This window comes from Cupriavidus sp. 05T41, from assembly GCF_056396525.1.
In genome coordinates, this window is record NZ_JBFTLQ010000004.1 from 51901 (window position 1) to 71181 (window position 19281).

The following is a 19281-nucleotide window of genomic DNA, read 5'->3' on the forward strand; positions in this document are numbered from 1 at the left end:
CGCAGCATTACGGCGGCACCGCGTGCCACCCGGTCAAGGAAGGGCTAATCGGCGGTAGTATCGACCTCCACCGCGCGCTGCCTTCTGCAGCGCGGCCCGCTTCCCTTCCTCTCGTATTCGCAACGCCATGAACGATCTCGACACCGCCACGTACGTCAACGAATTCGCCGGCGAGCCGCCCGGCACGCTGTTTGGCCTGACCATGCCGATGGCGCGCGTGTTCGGCCTGCGCGGCGTACAGATCGACGCGCGCGAGGCGCGCGTGAGCATGGCCTACCATCCCGACCACACCAACAGCCGCGGCGAAGTCCACGGCGGCGCCATCGCCACGCTGCTCGACTGCGCGCTGTCCTGCGCCGCGCGCGGCCACGACCCGCGCAGCTTCGGCGTGGTCACCATCGACCTGACCGTGCACTTCACCGCGCCTGGCCGCGGCGAGCTGACCGGCATCGCCTGGTGCGAACGGCGCGGACGCGCCATGTGCTTCGCGCGCGGCGAGATCCGCGACGAGAAGGGCGAGCTGCTGGCGCTGGCCACCGGCACCTTCAAGCTGGTGGAGCGCGTGCCCGCCAGGTAACCGGATAGCCGAGCGCAGCCTCGCCGCGCCGGCGAGGCCAATCCCCAAGATCACTCCCGCAACGAACGGAGCCCCCTCATGAGCCAACTCCCTGCATCGCCCGGCGCACTCGCCGGCATCCGCGTGGTCGACCTCTCGCGCATCCTGGGCGGTCCGTTCTGCGGACAGATCCTCGGCGACCACGGTGCCGATGTCCTCAAGATCGAGCCGCCCCAGGGCGACGACACCCGCACCTGGGGCCCCCCGTTCAAGGACGGCGTGGCCTCGTACTACTTCGGCCTGAACCGCAACAAGCGCGTGATGCGGCTCGATCTCACCACCGAGGCCGACCGCGAAGTGCTGCTGGCCCTGCTGGCCGATGCCGACGTGCTGGTGGAGAACTTCAAGACCGGCACGCTGGAGAAATGGGGCCTGGGCTTCGATGCGCTCTCCGCGCGCTTCCCGCGCCTGGTGCATTGCCGCGTGTCCGGCTTCGGCGCCGACGGCCCGCTGGGCGGGCTGCCCGGCTACGACGCCGCCATCCAGGCCATGGCCGGCATCATGAGCATCAACGGCGAAGCCGGCGGCGATCCGCTGCGGGTGGGGTTGCCGGTGGTGGACATGGTCACCGGCCTCAACGCCACGCTCGGCGTGTTGCTGGCGCTGCAGGAGCGCGAGCGCAGCGGCCGCGGCCAGTTTGTCGAGGCGGCACTGTATGACTCGGGTTTGTCGCTGCTGCACCCGCATGCGGCCAACTGGTTCATGAACGGCAAGGAACCGGCACGCACCGGCAACGCGCACCCGAACATCTATCCGTACGACACCGTCGCCACGGCCACCGACCCGATCTTCCTGGCCGTGGGCAACGACCGCCAGTTCCGCATCCTGTGCGAGCACCTCGGCATCGCCGGATATGCCGACGATGAGCGCTTCGCCACCGCGGGCGCACGCTCGGTCAACCGCGCCGTGCTGAAGGTGGAGCTGGAAGCGCGCATGGGCAAGCTGGACGGCAAGATCCTGGCCGATACGCTGGTGGCCGCCGGCGTGCCGTGCGCGCCGGTGCTGTCGGTGGCGGATGCGCTGCAGCATCCGCACACCGCGCACCGCGAGATGGTGGTGGAGATGCCGGGTGGCTACAAGGGGCTGGGCGCCCCCGTGAAGCTTAGCCGTACGCCGGCGACGTATCGGTTTGCGCCGCTGGCCGAAGGGGATCGGTTTTTGCCGCTGGTGGCGGCGAATGATGGGGAATAAGGTTTTTTTGGAGTTGGGGATTTATTACCTTCAAGGTCAAAGGCCTTGAAGGGTTAAAGCCTTGACTTCAAAGTCGAAATATTAAAGTCAAAGCCTTTGACTTTGACTTTGATTTAAAGAATTTGAATTTGACTTTGAAATCAATAATTAAAATATATTAACTACGGCACCATCCCCGTCAAAACATAAGCCTGCAGCATTGTGATGACCCCCACGATCACCGCGAACAGCAGGCTGTGCTTGACCGTGAAGCGGAACAACTCCGACTCCTTGCCCACCAGCCCGGTCGCCGCGCAGGCCACCGCGATCGATTGCGGCGAGATCATCTTGCCGGTCACGCCGCCCGTGGTGTTGGCCGCCACCAGCAGCGTGTCGGACACGCCGATCTGGTGCGCGGTGGTGCTCTGCAAGGAGCAGAACAGCGCGTTGGACGAGGTATCCGAACCGGTCAGGAACACCCCCAGCCAGCCCAGGAAGGGCGAGAAGAACGGGAAGGCGCCGCCGGTGCCGGCCAGCAGCAACGCCAGCGTCGACGACATGCCCGAATAGTTGGCGACGAAGGCAAAGGCCAGCACCAGCCCGATCGACAGGATCGGGCGGCGCAATTCCGCCACGGTCTCGCCGAAGGTGACCAGCGCATCGCGCGGCTTCATGCGCAGCAGCACTGCCGAGATCAGCGCGGTCAGCAGGATGGCGGTGCCCACGGCGGAGAGCAGGTCGAGCTTCAGCACGGCCTCGTAGGCCTTGGGCTGCGCCACGATGGGCGCGGCCTTGATGACCAGCTGGTCCAGCGCGGGTACCTTGAACTTCAGCACCGTTGCGGCCAGTACGCCGTTGCCGGCGAACAGCGCCTTGAACGACGGCAGGCTCCACACCGTGACGATGGCCGTCAGGATGCCGAACGGCGCCCACGCGCGGATGGTCTGCGCCGTGCTGTAGGGCGATGCGCGGCGTTCGTCGCCGGCGCTCTTGCGCAAGCCCCCGCCCGCGGCCAGTCCGCCACCCATGCGGGCCAGCGCGGCAGTGCCGCCGCCTGCCGCCACGGCGCCGGCGGCGCGCTGGCTGGCGCTGCGCGGCTGCCATACCTTCAGGAACAGCGTCAGCGAGACCAGGCTCACCAGTGCCGAGGTGATGTCCGGCAGTTCGGGCCCGATGTGGTTGGAGGTGAAGTACTGCGTCACCGAGAAGCTGGCGCCGGTCACCAGGGCCGCCGGCCAGGTTTCCTTCACGCCGCGCTTGCCGTCCATGATGAAGACCAGCCAGAACGGCACGGCCAGCGACAGCAGCGGCAGCTGCCGGCCCGCCATGGCGCCGATGTGCATGGCGTCGATGCCGGTCACCTGGCCCGCTACGATGATGGGGATGCCCATGGCGCCGAAGGCCACCGGCGCGGTATTGGCGATCAGGCACAGGCCCGCCGCGTAGAGCGGGTTGAAGCCAAGCCCGACCAGCAGCGCGGCGGTGATCGCCACCGGCGCGCCGAAGCCCGCCGCGCCTTCCAGGAAGGCGCCGAAGGCAAAGCCGATCAGCAGCATCTGCAGGCGCTGGTCATCGGTGATGGCCAGCACGGAGGCGCGGATGATGTCGAACTGCCCGGTCTTCACCACGATCTTGTAGAGGAACACCGCGGTCACGATGATCCACGCGATCGGCCACAGTCCGTAGGCAAAGCCGAAGCCGGCCGAGGCCAGCGCCTGCGGCACCGGCATGCCGTAGGCGAACACGGCCACGCCCAGCGCCAGCGCCAGCGTGATGGCGGCGGCCATATGGCCCTTCATGCGCAGCACCGCGAGCGCGAGGAAAAAGAACAGGATGGGCAGCGCCGCCGCGAGCGCCGACAGCCACAAGCTGCCTAGCGGCGTATAGATCTGGGTCCAGGGTTGCATGGTCGGGTCTCCTCCGATGGATGCGTTTGAATGAACTGGGAAGGGGGCGCCTTCTTGCGTGCTTATGTGCTTGCGTTCTTGTGGTCTTGCGTGCCGGGGGAACTGCCTTGTCGCCCGTGGCTTGCTCCCCTTTTCCACGCAGCGGGAAAGGGGGGCTACCGCGCCCGCGATCGGCGGACGCGTATTACTCCGCCTGCCCCCGCTCGCGCAGCAGGTCGGACAGGCTGCGCGGCGCCGGCGTCAGCGGCGCGCGGTGCCTGGTCCAGCCGAGCTGGCGCGAGGGTGCGAAGGCGCGCAGGCGCGTCGCCGCCCAGCGGAACACGCGGTAGGTCAGCGGATGCGCGAAGGCGCCGCTCCAGAAACGCCACACCAGGTGTTCGCTGCGGCTGAACTTCGCGCCCTGGCCGCGCAGCGGATGCGCGACTTGCTCTTGCGGGTCGCGGTTGGCCTCGGTACGCAGGCGGATCAGCAACTGCGGGATCGGGATGCGCACCGGGCACACCTCGCCGCAGGCGCCGCACAGGCTCGACGCGGTGGCCAGGTCCGCGGTGGCCTCGAGCCCCAGCAAGTGCGGCGAGATGATCTTGCCGATCGGTCCCGGGTAAGTGGTGCCGTAGGCGTGGCCGCCGATGCGCGTGTACACCGGGCAGTGGTTCATGCACGCGCCGCAGCGGATGCATTGCAGCGTGGCGCGCAGCTGCTCGTCGGCATAGGCCTGGCTGCGGCCGTTGTCGAGCAGCACCAGGTGCACCTCGCGCGGGCCGTCGCGCTCGCCGCGGCTTTCGTTGCGCGGGCCCGAGATCAGGTTGAAGTAGGTGGTGATGGCCTGGCCGGTGGCCGAGCGCGTCAGCAGGCTGGCCAGCGGCACGATGTGCTCGAGCCTGGCCACCACCTTTTCCATGCCCATGATGGCGATATGCACGTCCGGCACGGTGGTGGAAAGGCGGCCGTTGCCCTCGTTTTCCACCAGCCACAGCGTGCCGGTGTCGGCCGCGGCGAAGTTCACGCCGGACAGGCCGATGTCGGCATTGACGAATTCCTGGCGTAGCGCGCGCCGTCCGGTCTGGATCAGTTCGTCGACGTCTTCGGTATAGGGCGTGCCGGGAATATGCTGCTCGAACAGCGCGGCGATGTCGCCGCGCGTCTTGTGGATGGCCGGCATCACGATATGCGACGGCTTTTCGCCGGCCAGCTGCACGATGTACTCGCCCATGTCGGACTCGATGCAGTCGATGCCGCGCTCGGCCAGGTAATGGTTCAGCTCCATTTCCTCGCTGGCCATCGACTTGCCCTTGATCACGCGGCGCGCGCGGTGTGCCTGCGCGATGCCGTGGACGATGGCGTTGGCCTGCTCCGCGGTCTCGGCCCAGTGCACCTGCACGCCGGCCGCGGTGAGCTTGTCTTCGAGCTGCACCAGCAGGTCCGGCAGGCGCGCCAGCGCGTGCTGGCGGATCGCCTCGCCGAGGTCGCGCAGGCGCTCGAGTTCGTCGCCGTCGGGGAACTGCACGGCGCGCTTGGACTGCAGGAAGTCCATGGCGCCGCGGAAGCTGCTGCGCAGCTTGGGGTCGTCCAGCGCGGCGCGCGTGCGCGCCTTGAAGTCGGCCGCCGGCACGAAATGCAGGGGGCTGGCGGCGTTGCGCGGGGTGGGCGAGGTGGGCGTGGCAGGCGTGCTCATTGCGTGGCTCCGTTGGCAGCGCCGCGCGTCACGATGATCACCCACAGCTCGCGCGGGCCGTGCGCGCCGTAGGCCAGCGTTTGCTGGATGTCCGAGGTCTTGGACGGGCCGGACACCAGCACCAGGTTGGTCGGCATGCCGTCGCGCCAGCGCTCGGCGCGCGCGGCGGCGTGCAGGTCCGCGTGCAGCGTATCGGCGTACACCAGCGCCACATGCAGCGGCGGCACCAGCGAGACCGTGCGCGGCGTGTGCGCGTCCGGCGCCAGGATCAGCGTGCCGGTGGCGGCGATGCCGGAGCGCGCCACGGTAAAGCCCGCGTCCACGGTATCGAACAATTCCGCCTTCCAGGCTTCGATGGGGCGGTCGTAGGCCAGCGTGGACACGCTGCCGGGCAGCGCGCGCGCCAGCGCCGCGCCTTGCGCGCCGGCGGGATCCAGCAGCAGCCGGCGCACGCCGGCGGCGGCGAGCTTGTCGGCGAGCTGCGCGGGCCAGTCTTCGCTACCGGCGCACCAGACCTGCGCGTGGGAGGCGGTCAGCGCCGCCTGCATGGCCTGCACGTGGTCCCGGGCGGTGGCCTGCGCCGCCGCGCGGCGGTCGTCGAAGTGCGCATCGATGCGCGCGTCCAGCGTGGCGACGTCGTCGGCAGGGGCAGCCGGCGCGGCTGCCCGCAGGCGGCCCAGCATGCGCTCGCGTGAAGTCAGCGCGCTCATGCTTGTCCCCCGTTGCCGTCGGCCTTGCCGCCGGTGCGCCGCCACAAGAAACTGGCCAGGTGCTCTACCGGCAGCGGCGCGCCCTGGTGGCGCGCCGCGTGGCCGATATTGAGCAGGCAGCCGCAGTCGGCGGAAACCAGGCGGTCGCAACCGGTGGCGCAGGCCGAGGCGATCTTGTCCTGCACCATGGCGCCGGAGATATCGGGATGCTTGAGCGAGAAAGTGCCACCGAAGCCGCAGCACTCGGATTCGCGCACATGCTCGACGCGCGTGACGCCGGGCAGGGCGTCGACCAGGGCCACGCCATGCTGGCGCGTACCCATTTCTCGACGTGCCGCGCATGAGGTATGCAGCACCACGGTTTCCTCCGCTTGCGCGGGCGCGGCGGTGTCGAAGCTGACCTTGAGCACGTGCAGCAGGAACTCGCTCAGCTCGTAGACGCGCTCGGCCAGCTCGCGCGCCTTGGGCCCGGCCACCGGGTCGTCGGCGAACAGCTGGGGCCAGTGGTGGCGCATCATGCCCGCGCACGAGCCCGACGGCACGACCACCGGCCAGGGCTGGGCGAACAGGTCGAGCTGCGCCAGCGCCACCTTGCGCGCCTGCTCCGGGTTGCCGCTGCTGTAGGCCGGCTGGCCGCAGCAGCTCTGGCCGCGCGGGAAGTGCACGGTCAGGCCTTCGCGCTCGAGCAGCCGCACCGCGTCCAGGCCGGCTTGCGGCACGAACAGGTCGACCAGGCAGGTGGCGAACAGGTAGGCCTGCGCCGGGGCAGGGGGGTAGCGCCTTGGATTCATGTCTCGCTCCGTGGGGACGGATACCTGGCTGTCAGGTCCGCCGGTGTTTGGCGCATAATTCCGCGAGACGCTCGGCAGTTCAAATTGGTTGGACCAGCCAGGCGGGGATGGCGACGGAGCGGGCAATGGCTGGGGGCATGCAGACACGCGGGCGCGTGGAACAGGTGATGCGCAAACTGGAAACGGCGCTGCTCGACGGCACCTGGCCGGCCGGCACGAGGCTGCCGGCCGAACGGGCGCTGGCGGAGCAATATGGCGTGGCCCGCAATACCATCCGCGAGGCGATCCAGCGGCTGGCCGCGCGCGGGCTGCTGCAGAGCCGGCAGGGCGCAGGCGTGTTCGTCACCGAGCAGCTGCGCGCGGGCATTGCCTCGCCGTGGCGCCAGCTGGTGGCGGACCACCCGGTGCTGCGCGACGATATCCTGGAGTTCCGCCGCGTGCTGGAAGGGGCCACCGCGTATTTCGCCGCGATGCGCGCCGACAGCGGTGACCTCAAGCGCATCCGCGGCCTGCTGCGCGCGCTCGAAACCTCGCGCGAGCAGGACGACAAGACCGCCGAGGCCGAAGCCGACGCCAAGCTGCACGAGGCCATTGCCCAGGCCTCGCACAACACCATGTTCCTGCACCTGCACACCAGCGTGATCGGCATGCTGCGCGAGCACATCACCATCAACGGCACCGGCCTGCGCGTCCAGGCCGAGGACGCCTCGGCGCTACTGCTGCTGCAGCACCGCACGCTGTGCGAGGCCATCCTCGCGCGGCGCCCCGAAGAGGCGCGCACGGCCATGCAGACACATATCGATTTCGTGCGCAGCCGGGTGGAGCAGGAGGGCGGGATGGACGAACAGGAGGGGAACTAAGTGAGGGGCGCCGGGCGCCAGGCACCCGGATTGGTCCTACCTCCCCCGCCTCAGATCAGCCCCTTGGCCGCCAGCTCCCGCTTGAGATAGGCATAGAAGATCGGCCCGGCGACCACGCCGGCGATACCGTAGACCGATTCCATCAGCAGCATCACGGTCAGCAGTTCCCATGCGGCGGCGTTGATGCGCGCGCCGATGATGCGCGCATTGAGGAAGTACTCGAGCTTGTGGATCACCACCAGGTAGACCAGCGAGGCGATCGCGATCGGCAGCGAGATCGACAGCGACGCCACCACGATGCCCGCGTTCGAGATCAGGTTGCCCAGCACCGGCAGCAGCCCCACCAGGAAGGTCAGCGCCACCAGCGTCTTGGTCAGCGGCAGGTGCACGCCACACAGCGGCAGCACCACCAGCAGGTAGACCGCGGTGAGCACGGTGTTGATCAGCGAGATCTGTATCTGGGCAAAGATGAACTGCGCGAAGGCCCGCTGCAGGTTGCGCGCGCGCTCCACCAGCGCGGTGGCCAGTGGCCGGCGGTTTGGCTTGGCGATGGCGCGGTACAGCGCCACCATGGCGCCGATCACCAGGCCGATCAGGATATGCGCCAGCGTGCGCAGCACCTCCGCGCCGAACTTCTGCGCCATCTGTGCATGCTCGCGCAGCCAGGCAATCAGCGTGTTGGCCAGTTCATCCACGCCGCGCGGCAGGGCATCGTTGACCCAGCCCGGCAGCTGCGCACGCGATTGGTCGATGATGTCGGCGGCGCGGATCAGCAAGGTATCGAGCCGGTTGGCGTCGCCGCCGACGAAGCGTATCAGCGCCCATCCGCCGAGCGTCAGTCCAAGCAGCGTGACGGCGGACAGGATCGCCACCGCCAGCGCGTCGTGCTTCTGGTGCAGGCCTACCAGCCTGGGGGCCAGCACGTCCACCAGCGAATACAGCAACAGCCCGGCGAGCAGCGCCGCGACCAGGTTGGCCTGCATCACCATCCAGAGCGCCAGGGCGCTCAGGACATAGGCGACCGTGCCAACGTTCAGCCACGCTGCTTCAGGCAGGCGGGGCAGGCGTGGCGGATCGGGTTGGTTCATCGAGTCTCCTGCATGGACGGCCGGGCCGCGCGATCCGGGCGGCCGGCCATCTGTGGATGGTACGGCGCTCGATTGTCGGTCCGGCGGGCGGCCAAGGCAAGCGCGCTCGCGCGCGGGAGGCAAACTGGTCCGCTTCCGATGCGGATCGGCAGGGCCGGCGGGCGAGAGCCGGTCGCAGGCCGGGTTCCGGCGCGACAGTTGGCGGCGTGTTCGTCGACGTGGCTGGCGGCAGGGTGCCGGAGGTGGCGCTCATGACGAAGATTTGGGTACGCCAGGCAATCCTGCGTCAATCTTGGGTCAATCCTGGGCCAATCTTGGGCGTTGCGAGGTCCATTCCATCGGCGCCCGTCGCAATGTGCAGTTCCCGGGGCTCGACCCCAAGCTTGCCGCGACAGGCGTATATATTGTGCTCATGGGACTTGATATCGTGGGCTATGCGCATTGCCAGCGGCGCGTGCGGTTCCAGCTGGCGCATGGCGACCTGGCCGGCAGCGCCCCTGCCACGCCGGCAACCGACTGAGACCCGATCATGGCCTACACCCACACCGTCGCTTCGCGCCGCTACCTGTTCGGCGATCTCAAGACCTTGCTTGCCAAGGCCAGTCCGGCGCGCTCGGGCGACTACCTGGCCGGCCTGGCCGCCGCCAGCGAGGAAGAACGCATGGCCGCGCGCATGGCGCTGGCCGAGTTGCCGCTGACGCGGTTCCTGCAGGAAGCCCTGGTCCCCTACGAGGAGGACGAAGTCACGCGCCTGATCGTCGACCGCCATGACCGCGCCGCCTTCCGCGAGATCGCCGGGCTGACCGTGGGCGACCTGCGCAACTGGCTGCTGCTGCACCAGACCGATGCCGCCACCCTCGCGCGCGTGGCGCCGGGCATCACGCCCGAGATGGCCGCGGCGGTGAGCAAGCTCATGCGCAACCAGGACCTGGTGGCGGTGGCGCGCAAGTGTCGCGTGGTCACGCGCTTTCGCAACACCATCGGCCTGCCCGGCCGGCTCTCCGTGCGGCTGCAGCCCAACCATCCCACCGACGACCCCAAGGGCATCGCCGCCTCGATGATCGACGGCCTGCTGTACGGCTGCGGCGACGCCACCATCGGCATCAACCCGGCCACCGACAACCTCGGCGCCATCGTCACCCTGCTGCGCCTGGTCGACGACCTGCGCTGCCGCTATGACGTGCCCACGCAATCGTGCGTGCTGACCCACGTCACCAACACCGTGCGCGCCATCGAGCAGGGCGCGCCGGTGGACCTGGTGTTCCAGTCGGTGGCGGGCAGCGAGCGCGCCAATGCCGGCTTCGGCGTCAGCCTGGCGTTGCTGGCCGAAGCGCACGACGCCGCGCAAAGCCTGGCGCGCGGCACCGTGGGCAACAACGTGATGTACTTCGAGACCGGCCAGGGCAGCGCGCTCTCCGCCAACGCGCACCACGGCGTGGACCAGCAGACCATGGAAGCGCGCGCCTACGCGGTGGCGCGCGCGTTCTCGCCGCTGCTGGTCAATACCGTGGTGGGCTTTATCGGCCCCGAGTATCTCTACGATGGCAAGCAGATCATCCGCGCCGGGCTGGAGGACCACTTCTGCGGCAAGCTGCTCGGCGTGCCGATGGGGTGCGATGTCTGCTACACCAACCACGCCGAGGCCGACCAGGACGACATGGACACGTTGCTGACGCTGTTCGGCGTGGCCGGCATCAACTTCATCATGGGCGTGCCCGGCGCCGACGACATCATGCTGAACTACCAGAGCACCTCCTTCCACGACGCGCTCTACCTGCGCGACACGCTGGGCCTGCGGCCCGCGCCCGAGTTCGAGGACTGGCTGCAGCGCATGGGCATCCTCGGCGAGGACGGCCGCCTGCTGGAGCTGGCCGAGCGCCAGCCGCTGCTGCAGCTCGCGCACGCCCTGTGAGCGCGGTCCCTCAAGCCCCTCACAAGCCAGCCATCTGTCAGCCATGATCCAGCCATGATCCAGCCATGAGCCGCAAACTGACCCAGCCCAATCCGTGGCAGCGCCTGCGCCAGTTCACCGCCGCGCGCATCGCGCTGGGCCGCGCCGGCAACAGCCAGACCACCGACACCGTGCTCGCCTTTGGCCTGGCTCATGCCCAGGCGCGCGACGCCGTGCACCTGCCGCTGGCGCGCGCCGACATCGAGCGCGCGCTGCACCAGGCCGGCTTGGCCAGCGTGCCCGCGCACAGCGCCGCCGCGGACCGCCAGCACTATCTGCGCCGGCCCGACCTCGGCCGCCAGCTCGACGACGAAAGCCGCGCACGGCTGGCGCAGGCGCGCCCCGCCGAGGTGCCCGACGTGGTCTTCGTGATCGCCGATGGCCTCTACGCGCTGGCGGCCGGGCGCCACGGCGTGCCGCTGCTGCTGGCCGCGCGCGAGCGCCTGCCCGGCTGGCGCATCGGCCCCGTGGTGGTGGCCGAGCAGGCGCGCGTGGCGCTGGGCGACGAGGCCGGCCAGCTGCTCGGCGCGCGCCAGGTGGTGATGCTGATCGGCGAGCGGCCCGGGCTCAGCTCGCCGGACAGCCTCGGTATCTACCTGACCTACGACCCGCGCACGGGCCGCAGCGACGCCGAGCGCAACTGCATCTCCAACGTGCGGCCCGAAGGGCTGCCCTATGCGCAGGCGGCGGACAAGCTCGCCTTCCTGCTGCGCGGCGCGCTGGCGCTGGGGCGCAGCGGGGTGGACCTGAAGGACGACAGCGGCGCGGCGTTCGTGACGGGACCGGAATCGGCTGCCTTGCCGACATCCGAATGAAGCGGCGCACATGCCGCCGCAGCCGCGACGCACTCAACCCGGATCGAACACCCGCCCCGGACTAAGGATATGGTTCGGGTCCAGCGAGCGCTTGAGCAGGCGCATCAGCGCCAGCTCCTCGGGCGAGCGCGAGCAATGCAGGTAGGGCTTCTTGTGCAAGCCGATGCCGTGCTCGGCCGAGATGCTGCCCTGGAACGCCTGCACCACGCCGTATACCGCATCGGAGATCTCGTGTTCAGGGAAGTCCGCGTCGGTGGCGCCGGGCAAATGCACGCTGACGTGCAGGTTGCTGTCGCCTACATGGCCGAAGTTGACCAGCTCGGCATCGGGCCAGGTGGCCAGCACGCGCACGCGCAGCGCATCGGCGAAGGCGCCGATGCCGCCGATCGGCAGGCTGACGTCGAAGGCGGCGTTGGGCGCCCACATCACCGGGAATTCGGCCACCGCGTCGCGCAGTTGCCAGAAGCTCTGCGCTTCCTTGTGGCTGGATGCCACCGCCGCGTCCTGGATCAGGCCGGCTTCCATCGCGGATTCCAGCATGCCTTCGAAGGCGGGCGCGTCCTGCGCGGCGTCGTTGCCTTGCAGGTCGAGCAGCACGTAGAAGGGATGGCCCGCCGGCAGCGGCGCGCGCACGCCGGGCACGCGCGTGGTGACTAGGCCGTAGAAATCGGCCCACATCACTTCGAACGCGCTGAGGCGGCCCGAGAGCTTGCGCTGGGCATGGCGCAGCATGCGCACCACGTCGTCGTAGCCGGACAGCGCGCACAGCGCGGTCTGCGTGGCGGCCGGCAGCGGGGCCAGGCGCAGCACGGCGCGCGTGATCACGCCCAGCGTGCCTTCGCTGCCAATGAAGAGCTGGCGCACGTCGTAGCCGGCATTGTTCTTCTGCATCTTGTTGAGCGAAGACACCACGGTGCCGTCGGCCAGCACGGCTTCCAGCCCCAGTACCTGGTCGCGCATCATGCCGTAGCGGATCACGCGGTTGCCGCCCGCGTTGGTGGCGATATTGCCGCCGATCTGGCAGCTGCCGCGCGCCCCCAGGTCCACCGCCAGCAGCCAGCCGGCCGCGCGCGCGGCCTCCTGCGCCGCCTGCAGCGTGGTGCCGGCCATCACGGTCATGGTGCCGGCCTGGGTGTCGATCTCTTCCACGCCGCGCATGCGCTCGAGCGACAGCACGACTTCGCCGCCTGCCGGCGTGGCCGCGCCGGCCAGGCCGGTGAGGCCGCCCTGCGGCACCACGGGCTGGCGCATGCGGTTGCACAGCGCGAGCACGGCGGACACTTCGGCGCTGTTGCGCGGGCGGACCACGGCCAGCGGGGCGACCGCGCCGAGCGGTGCGTACCAGTCCTTGCGAAAGCGCGTCTCGATGGCGTCGCCGGTCTGCAGGCCCGCGGCGTCGAGCCGCGTGGCGAGTTCGGCCAGCAAGGAAGAGGCGTTGGGAGCGGTGCTTGCCATATGCGGTGCGTGCGGAGGAGGAAGGTGCCCATGCTAGGCGAAGGCGGCCCTGGCGTTAAGGGCCATTCGGCGCCGTGACGATGGCGCCATGGCGTGGTTCGCGGCCTACGCCGCCAGGAAGGCGGCGATCGTTTCGCGCAGGAAGGCTCGGTCCGCCGGGATATTGTGCGGGTTGCCGGCACGATGCCCGTAGTCGGACGGGATCGGGCGCAGCGCGGCCGTGCGCGCGCCGGTGAGCCGGGGCAATTCCGCCGCGTTGTCCTGCGCCTGGAAGTACGCATCGGTGCGGCCGGGCATGAGCAGCACGTCGGCGCGGATGGCGGCCAGCGAGCGGTCCAGGTCGCCGCCGAAGGCGTCGCAGCGGCTGATGTCGCCGTGCTGCCATGTCCACAGCTGGGCAAGCAGGTCGTTGGCGTCGCGGCGCGCGAAGTTGCTGTCCCAGGTGCCGGCGAGGAACGCCTCGAGCGATTCGAAGCCTGCCGCGCGCCACAGTTCGTCGCGGTAGAACGCGTGCGACAGGGCCCATCCCGCGTACACGCGGCCCATGGCGCGGTAGCCCGCGCGAGGCGGCGCGGCGAAGTGCCCGTCGCGGAAGGCGGGGTCGGCCGTAAGCGCGGCGCGCACGCCTTCGAGGAAGACCTGGTTGAACGGCGAGCAGCGCGCGCTGCCGCACACCACCGCGATGCGCCCGGCCATGTCGGCGTGGCAGGCGCCCCAGTGGTAGGCCTGCATGCCGCCCATCGACCAGCCGTACACCAGCGCGATGCGCTCGATGCCGAACACTTCCTGCAGCAGCCGTGCGCTGCACGGCCACGGCATCGTGATAAGTGACTGCGGGGAACGTGCCCGGCGCGAACTGCGGCGAGTTCGACGGCGACGACGACAAGCCGTTGCCGAACAGGTTGGGGATGATGACGAAGTAGCGATCGGTGTCGAGCACGCCGCCCGGCGCGGCCAGCCACTCGGTATCGTAGTGCTGCGCGCTGAACGAGGTCGGGTAGACGATCACGTTGTCCTTGCGGGCGTTGAGCGTGCCGTAGGTCTTGTAGGCCAGTCGCATGCCGGGAAAGTCCCGGCCCGATTGCAGCCGCACGGTGCCCGCGTCGAACAGGGCGTAGTCTTCCTTGGCGTTCATGCCGGCCTCTCCGGATATGGATTGCTATGGATTGCTATGGATTGCATTGCGCGGCATGGCCGCGCGGTCGGCGCAGGCAGCGCGCGCTTACGCGCCGCTCCACGCCTCGCGATTGATGGCCGCGGCCGGCGCGCGCCGTGGCGACCGGGTGCGCGCCAGGTGTTCCAGCGCGGGCTCGATCACTTCGGCGAGCTTGTGGAAGGCCGGTGCGATCTGGTCGTCCGGCACGCAGGCATAGCCCAGCAGCAGGCCCTGGCTGGTCGCTCGCGCGGGATCGGCGAAGTAGCGCGACAGCGGCCGCGTGGTCAGGCCCTGCGTGCGCGCCGCCATGCTGATGCCGAGATCGTCGGCGCCGGGCGGCAGGTGGACCACCAGGTGCAGGCCGGCCTCGTGCGTGGAGGTGGGCCAGTCCGCGCCGAGCCGCGCGGCGATCGCCTCGCGCAGCAGGCCCTGGCGCTGCGCGTAGCGCTGGCGCACGCGGCGGATGTGGGTGGCGTAGTGGCCTTCCTCGATGAAGTCGGCCAGCACCGCCTGCTGCATCAGCTGGCCCTCGCGGAACAGTTCCGACAGCCCGGTGGCGAAATGCGGCGCCAGCGGCTTGGGCAGCACCATGAAGCCCATGCGCAGCCCCGGGAACAGCGTCTTGGAGAACGTGCCCATGTAGATCACGCGGTCGTGCTCGTCCAGGCCCTGCAGCGAAGCCAGCGGCCGGCCCTCGAAACGGAACTCGCTGTCGTAGTCGTCCTCCACGATCCACGCGCCGCGCTGGCGCGCGTATTCGAGCAGCATGCGCCGGCGCGACAGGCTCATCACCATGCCTAGCGGATACTGGTGCGACGGCGTGGCGAAGATGAAGCGCGGCGGGTTCTGCAGCGTGGCCGCGTCCGGGGCGATGCCCTCGCTGTCCACCGGCACCGGGATGGTCTCGATGCCGGCGCTGGTGAGCAGGCTGCGCGTGCCCCAGTAGCCGGGATCCTCCATCCACGCCTTGTCGCCGGGATCGCCGAGCAGCCGCGCGATCAGGTCGATGGCCTGGTGGATCCCGGTGGTCAGGATGATCTGCTCGGGCTCGCAGCGCACCGAGCGCACCAGCCGCAGGTGCTCGGCCAGCACGCGGCGCAGCGGCATATAGCCACCGTTGTGCGCGTAGGTCAGCAGTTCCGGCTTCGGCGCGCGCCAGTGCTTGTTGAGCAGGCGTGCCCAGACCGCGTGCGGAAACAACGAGACATCGGGCACGCCCGCGACAAACGCGCCCCATTGCCGGTCCGATGCACCGGAATGCGACACCAGGTGCTGGCCGCGGCGCGACAAGGCGAAACGGTTCGGGTTTTGCTGCGGTGCGGGCACGGCGATGGTGCCATTTCGCGCCCTGCCGTTGTGCAATGCACTATGGTCGGGAAAACTCTGTGACACAAAGGTGCCACTTCCGCTCGATGCCGTGACATAGCCTTCGGCCAGCAGCTGTTCATAGGCGTACAGCACCGTGTTGCGAGAGACGCCGACTTCCTTCGACAGGAGCCGCGACGCCGGCAGCTTGCTGCCCGCAACCAGCGAGCCAGCAAGGATTTCCTGGCGAATGATCTCGTACAGCTGGCGGTTCATGTGCGTGCCGTTCTTGTCATCCGCACCATTTGCGGGCCGCTCCATACGCTGCAGCAGCAGCTCGGACAGAATCGTCTCTTTCAAAGTGGCCCCGGCTAAAAAGCGATATATGGACCTACCTATGGTACCAATGATCGGCTAACTTTCCACACATCTTGTTGGGTTCGTCGTTTTTCCAGCGACGTCTTGCCGATTCGGCTGATTCGATCCCCCTCCGGACGCGCCCCCTTGCGCACCCCGGACCAGTCAGTGGAGCCACCATGCAACGTACCGCCGGCAGTGCCGCGATGTCCGCCACGCCCGATCTTCCCGCGCTGACCACCGACGATATCGCTGCCGCCGTGCGCGCGCTCGAGCCGTACATGGTGCGCACGCTGTCGGACTTCGTGGCCGCGCCGAGCCCGTCGGGGCAGGAACAGCCGGCCGTGGCCTTCATGGAAGGCGCGCTGCGCGAACTCGGCCTGGGGTCCGAGCGCATCTACCTGCGCAGCGAAGCGCTCAAGGACCTGCCGCTGTTCTCTCCGCCATGTTGCCCGGACGGCGGCCGCTACAACCTGCTCGCCACGCACCGGCCGGTCGCGAAGGGCGGGCGCTCGGTGCTGTTCAACGGCCACCTCGACGTGGTGCCGACCGGCCCCGAATCGATGTGGCGCCAGTCGCCGTTCGCGCCGTTCGTCGAGGACGGCTGGCTGTTCGGCCGCGGCGCGGGCGACATGAAGGCCGGCATCATCTGCACGCTGGCCGCGTTCAAGGCGCTCAAGGACCTCGGCGTGCAGCCGGCCGGCGCGGTCGGCTTCAACTCCGTGCTGGAAGAGGAAAACACCGGCAACGGCGCGCTGGCCACGGTCGCGGCCCTGCGCAGCGCGGTGGGCGCGGGCAAGCTGGCCGCCTTCGACGCGGTGGTGATTCCCGAGCCGCTGGGCGAAAACCTGATGAGCGCGCAGATGGGCGTGTTCTGGATGTTCGTGGAGCTGACAGGCCACCCCGCGCATGCCGCCTACATGACCAGCGGCGTGAACCCGGTCGAGGCCGGCATCGAAGTGATGGCGGACCTGCGCAAGCTCGAGGCCGAGTGGAACCTGCCCGAAAACCGCCCGGCCGTGTACCGCGACCACGCGCACCCGATCAACTTCAACCTCGGCCAGATCCACGGCGGCGAATGGAATTCGTCGGTGCCCTGCACCTGCACGCTGGGCGTGCGCATCGGCTTCTACCCGAGCATGGACGTGGCCGACGCCAAGGCGCGCGTGGAAGCCTGCGTGCGCGGCACGCTGGCGCGCCTGGCCGGCAACCTGCAGCTCCATATCCGCTACGAAGGCTTTCATGCCCCGGGCTGCGAGTTCGACCTCGACGTGCCCAGCATGCAGGCGCTGGCCGAAGCGCACCGCAAGGTCAACGGCGAGGCGGTGCGGCGCGAGGCCACTACCGCCACCACGGACGCACGCCATTTCCGCCTGATGCTGGAGACGCCGGTGACCTGCTACGGCCCGCAGGCCCGAAATATCCACGGCATCGACGAGTCGGTTTCCATCGAGAGCATGGTGCGCGTGGCCACCACGCTCGCGCAGTTCATGCACGACTGGTGCGGCATCGAACCTGCCTGAGAGGTCGCTTCAAAGAGATCCTGGCGTCGTTGCGCGGCACGGCAGGTACCGCTTGTTCTGCTTGTACTGCCTGCGGCCGCGCCCCTTCGCTTCGCTTTGAAGCCACCGCCCTGCACCGTCGGGCAAAGATAAGTAGCCAATGAAAGTCGTAGTCACGGCAGTCGCAGCAACGCGTCCTTCGTACCTTCCGTATCCGCAGAGCACGATCACTACCACAGGAAACTGACCGATGAAATCCTTCACCCAACACCTGAAAAAGAGCTTTGGCAAAAGCCTGGTGTCGATGGCGCTGGCCAGCGCCGGCCTGGCGCTGGCGCCGGTCCTGCTGCCGGCGGGCAACGCCGTCGCGCAGACCGCGGGCGGCACCTTGTCCGGCATCGTCCAGCCCGAGCCGCCGATCCTGGTGAGCGCGCTGAACTCGCAGGCACCCACCCAGTACATCGCCGGCAAGATCTACCAGGGCCTGCTGACCTATGGCCCGGACCTCAAGCCGCGCGCCGAGCTGGCCAAGTCGTGGAAGATCTCGGCGGACGGCCTGACCTACACCTTCGAGCTGCAGCAGGGCGTGAAGTGGCATGACGGCAAGCCCTTCGGCTCGGCCGACGTGGTGTTCTCGATCGACAAGATGCTGCGCGAGGTGCATGTGCGCACGCGCGCGGTGCTCAACAAGTACGTGGACTCGATCCGCGCGGTGAACGACAGCACCGTGGAGATCAAGCTCAAGGAACCGTTCCCGCCGTTCATCTCCATGTTCGAGACCGGCACCATGCCGATGATGCCCAAGCACATCTACGACGGCACTGACTACCGCAGCAACCCGGCCAACCAGAAGCCGGTGGGCACCGGCCCCTTCATGTTCAAGGAATGGAAGAAGGGCGCCTACATCAAGCTGGCCAAGAACCCGAACTACTGGAAGAAAGGCAAGCCCTACCTGGACGAGCTGGTGTTCTACGTGATCCCCGATTCGGCTTCGCGCGCGGTGGCCTTCGAGAAGGGCGACGTGCAGGTGCTGCGTGGCGGCGACGTCGACAACGTGGACGTCAAGCGCCTGCGCGCGCTGCCCAACGTGGAATACACCACCAAGGGCTGGGAGATGTTCTCGCCGATGTCGAGCCTGCTGATGAACGAGCGCAAGCCGCCGTTCAACAACGTCAAGGTGCGCCAGGCGGTGATGCACGCGCTCAACCGCAAGATGATCGTGGACAACATCTTCTTCGGCATGGGCAAGCCGGCGGTGAGCCCGTTCGCCTCGGCCACGCTGTTCTTCGACAAGAACATGCCCGCCTACGACTTCAACCTGAAGAAGGCGCGCGACCTCATCAAGGAGTCGGGCGTCAACGTCGGCCAGTACCCGGTCAAGATCCTGTCGACCTCCTACGGCGCCAACTGGGACCGCCTCGACGAGTACATGAAGCAGATGCTCGAGCAGCTCGGCTTCAAGGTCAGCATCGAGTCGGCCGATGCCGGCACGTGGTCTGCGCGCGTCAGCAACTGGGACTTCGACCTGACCGCCACCTACACCTACCAGTACGGCGATCCGGCGCTGGGCGTGGAACGGCTCTACGTGACCAGGAACATCGTCAAGGGCACGCCGTTCGCCAACGTGCAGGGCTATAGCAACGCGCAGGCCGACACGCTGTGGGCCCAGGCCGGCGTGGCGCTGGACGCGGGCGAGCGCCAGAAGCTGTACAGCGAAGTGCAGAAGATCCTGGTGACCGAGGTGGCCGCCGGCAACCTGTTCGAGCTGGAGTTCCCCACGCTGTACCGCAAGAACGTCAGGAACCTCGTGACCACCGCGATCGGGCTGAACGAGTCGTTCGACAACGTTTCCATCGAGAAGAACTGAGTCGTCGAGTCGTATGGCGGGGCGGTCCCGGGTTCTGCGCGAATCCGGGCTCGCCC

The 19281-nt window shown here is 68.7% G+C and carries 15 protein-coding genes; 7 read left to right on the top strand and 8 right to left on the bottom strand.

Features of this window, described 5'->3' with window-relative positions:
- The first annotated feature begins 127 nt into the window (after nt 1-127).
- On the top strand, nt 128-577 hold the full coding sequence (locus tag AC1DKV_RS03265) for a PaaI family thioesterase (protein ID WP_441617206.1): 450 nt from the start codon (nt 128-130) through the stop codon (nt 575-577).
- A 78-nt stretch (nt 578-655) separates the two neighbouring features.
- Nucleotides 656-1807 carry a CaiB/BaiF CoA transferase family protein gene (locus AC1DKV_RS03270; protein ID WP_441617208.1) on the top strand — a complete coding sequence of 384 codons (1152 nt, stop codon included), beginning with the start codon at nt 656-658 and terminating at the stop codon, nt 1805-1807.
- Between the two features lie 161 nt (nt 1808-1968).
- Here the strand turns inward: AC1DKV_RS03270 and AC1DKV_RS03275 are convergent, their stop codons facing one another.
- The 4 genes from AC1DKV_RS03275 to AC1DKV_RS03290 form a co-directional block, all read right to left on the bottom strand.
- Complete coding sequence (locus tag AC1DKV_RS03275; protein ID WP_441650311.1) at nt 1969-3693, bottom strand: lactate permease LctP family transporter; 1725 nt, start codon at nt 3691-3693, stop codon at nt 1969-1971.
- Between the two features lie 184 nt (nt 3694-3877).
- Nucleotides 3878-5368, bottom strand: coding sequence for a LutB/LldF family L-lactate oxidation iron-sulfur protein (locus AC1DKV_RS03280; RefSeq protein ID WP_441650310.1), 1491 nt, complete (start codon nt 5366-5368; stop codon nt 3878-3880).
- The gene (locus AC1DKV_RS03285) at nt 5365-6078 is read right to left on the bottom strand and encodes a LutC/YkgG family protein (protein ID WP_441617214.1); all 714 of its coding nucleotides are present in this window, start codon (nt 6076-6078) and stop codon (nt 5365-5367) included. Before AC1DKV_RS03285 ends, AC1DKV_RS03280 begins: the two co-directional genes overlap by 4 nt.
- Nucleotides 6075-6869: a (Fe-S)-binding protein gene (locus AC1DKV_RS03290; RefSeq protein WP_441650309.1), complete on the bottom strand. Its 795-nt coding sequence runs from the start codon at nt 6867-6869 to the stop codon at nt 6075-6077. Before AC1DKV_RS03290 ends, AC1DKV_RS03285 begins: the two co-directional genes overlap by 4 nt.
- A 167-nt stretch (nt 6870-7036) precedes the next feature.
- On the opposite strand from AC1DKV_RS03290, the gene AC1DKV_RS03295 reads away from it, so the two are divergent.
- Nucleotides 7037-7729: a FadR/GntR family transcriptional regulator gene (locus AC1DKV_RS03295; protein WP_441650308.1), complete on the top strand. Its 693-nt coding sequence runs from the start codon at nt 7037-7039 to the stop codon at nt 7727-7729.
- Nucleotides 7730-7779: 50 nt separating this feature from the next.
- Here the strand turns inward: AC1DKV_RS03295 and AC1DKV_RS03300 are convergent, their stop codons facing one another.
- Entirely contained in the window at nt 7780-8817 is a 1038-nt protein-coding gene (locus AC1DKV_RS03300) for an AI-2E family transporter (protein ID WP_441650307.1), read from the bottom strand.
- Between the two features lie 529 nt (nt 8818-9346).
- Between AC1DKV_RS03300 and AC1DKV_RS03305 the strand changes: the two genes are divergently transcribed.
- Both AC1DKV_RS03305 and eutC read left to right on the top strand, forming a co-directional pair.
- Complete coding sequence (locus tag AC1DKV_RS03305) at nt 9347-10729, top strand: ethanolamine ammonia-lyase subunit EutB (RefSeq protein ID WP_441650306.1); 1383 nt, start codon at nt 9347-9349, stop codon at nt 10727-10729.
- Between the two features lie 65 nt (nt 10730-10794).
- A complete protein-coding gene (gene eutC / locus AC1DKV_RS03310; protein ID WP_477137465.1) occupies nt 10795-11583 on the top strand; it encodes an ethanolamine ammonia-lyase subunit EutC in 789 nt (262 codons plus the stop codon).
- Between the two features lie 33 nt (nt 11584-11616).
- On the opposite strand, the gene AC1DKV_RS03315 is transcribed toward eutC, so the two are convergent.
- From AC1DKV_RS03315 to pdxR, 3 genes are all read right to left on the bottom strand, one after another.
- The gene (locus tag AC1DKV_RS03315; protein WP_441650080.1) at nt 11617-13038 is read right to left on the bottom strand and encodes an FAD-binding oxidoreductase; all 1422 of its coding nucleotides are present in this window, start codon (nt 13036-13038) and stop codon (nt 11617-11619) included.
- 105 nt (nt 13039-13143) lie between these two features.
- Nucleotides 13144-13857, bottom strand: coding sequence for an alpha/beta hydrolase family protein (locus AC1DKV_RS03320; protein ID WP_441650081.1), 714 nt, complete (start codon nt 13855-13857; stop codon nt 13144-13146).
- 403 nt (nt 13858-14260) lie between these two features.
- On the bottom strand, nt 14261-15859 hold the full coding sequence (gene pdxR / locus AC1DKV_RS03325) for a MocR-like pyridoxine biosynthesis transcription factor PdxR (protein WP_441650082.1): 1599 nt from the start codon (nt 15857-15859) through the stop codon (nt 14261-14263).
- A 176-nt stretch (nt 15860-16035) separates the two neighbouring features.
- Between pdxR and AC1DKV_RS03330 the strand changes: the two genes are divergently transcribed.
- A complete protein-coding gene (locus AC1DKV_RS03330; protein ID WP_441650083.1) occupies nt 16036-17379 on the top strand; it encodes an ArgE/DapE family deacylase in 1344 nt (447 codons plus the stop codon).
- Nucleotides 17380-17608: 229 nt separating this feature from the next.
- Entirely contained in the window at nt 17609-19225 is a 1617-nt protein-coding gene (locus tag AC1DKV_RS03335) for an ABC transporter substrate-binding protein (RefSeq protein ID WP_441650084.1), read from the top strand.
- Nucleotides 19226-19281 lie beyond the last annotated feature (56 nt).

Excerpts from the sequence above, each read along its gene's own strand:
- AC1DKV_RS03315 (WP_441650080.1), bottom strand. The coding sequence starts at position 13,038 with ATGGCAAGCACCGCTCCCAACGCCTCTTCCTTGCTGGCCGAACTCGCC.
- AC1DKV_RS03275 (WP_441650311.1), bottom strand. The coding sequence starts at position 3,693 with ATGCAACCCTGGACCCAGATCTATACGCCGCTAGGCAGCTTGTGGCTG.
- AC1DKV_RS03330 (WP_441650083.1), top strand. The coding sequence starts at position 16,036 with ATGCAACGTACCGCCGGCAGTGCCGCGATGTCCGCCACGCCCGATCTT.
- AC1DKV_RS03305 (WP_441650306.1), top strand. The coding sequence starts at position 9,347 with ATGGCCTACACCCACACCGTCGCTTCGCGCCGCTACCTGTTCGGCGAT.
- AC1DKV_RS03300 (WP_441650307.1), bottom strand. The coding sequence starts at position 8,817 with ATGAACCAACCCGATCCGCCACGCCTGCCCCGCCTGCCTGAAGCAGCG.
- AC1DKV_RS03295 (WP_441650308.1), top strand. The coding sequence starts at position 7,037 with ATGCGCAAACTGGAAACGGCGCTGCTCGACGGCACCTGGCCGGCCGGC.
- AC1DKV_RS03290 (WP_441650309.1), bottom strand. The coding sequence starts at position 6,869 with ATGAATCCAAGGCGCTACCCCCCTGCCCCGGCGCAGGCCTACCTGTTC.
- eutC (WP_477137465.1), top strand. The coding sequence starts at position 10,795 with ATGAGCCGCAAACTGACCCAGCCCAATCCGTGGCAGCGCCTGCGCCAG.
- AC1DKV_RS03320 (WP_441650081.1), bottom strand. The coding sequence starts at position 13,857 with ATGCCGTGGCCGTGCAGCGCACGGCTGCTGCAGGAAGTGTTCGGCATC.
- AC1DKV_RS03280 (WP_441650310.1), bottom strand. The coding sequence starts at position 5,368 with ATGAGCACGCCTGCCACGCCCACCTCGCCCACCCCGCGCAACGCCGCC.
- AC1DKV_RS03265 (WP_441617206.1), top strand. The coding sequence starts at position 128 with ATGAACGATCTCGACACCGCCACGTACGTCAACGAATTCGCCGGCGAG.
- AC1DKV_RS03270 (WP_441617208.1), top strand. The coding sequence starts at position 656 with ATGAGCCAACTCCCTGCATCGCCCGGCGCACTCGCCGGCATCCGCGTG.
- AC1DKV_RS03285 (WP_441617214.1), bottom strand. The coding sequence starts at position 6,078 with ATGAGCGCGCTGACTTCACGCGAGCGCATGCTGGGCCGCCTGCGGGCA.
- AC1DKV_RS03335 (WP_441650084.1), top strand. The coding sequence starts at position 17,609 with ATGAAATCCTTCACCCAACACCTGAAAAAGAGCTTTGGCAAAAGCCTG.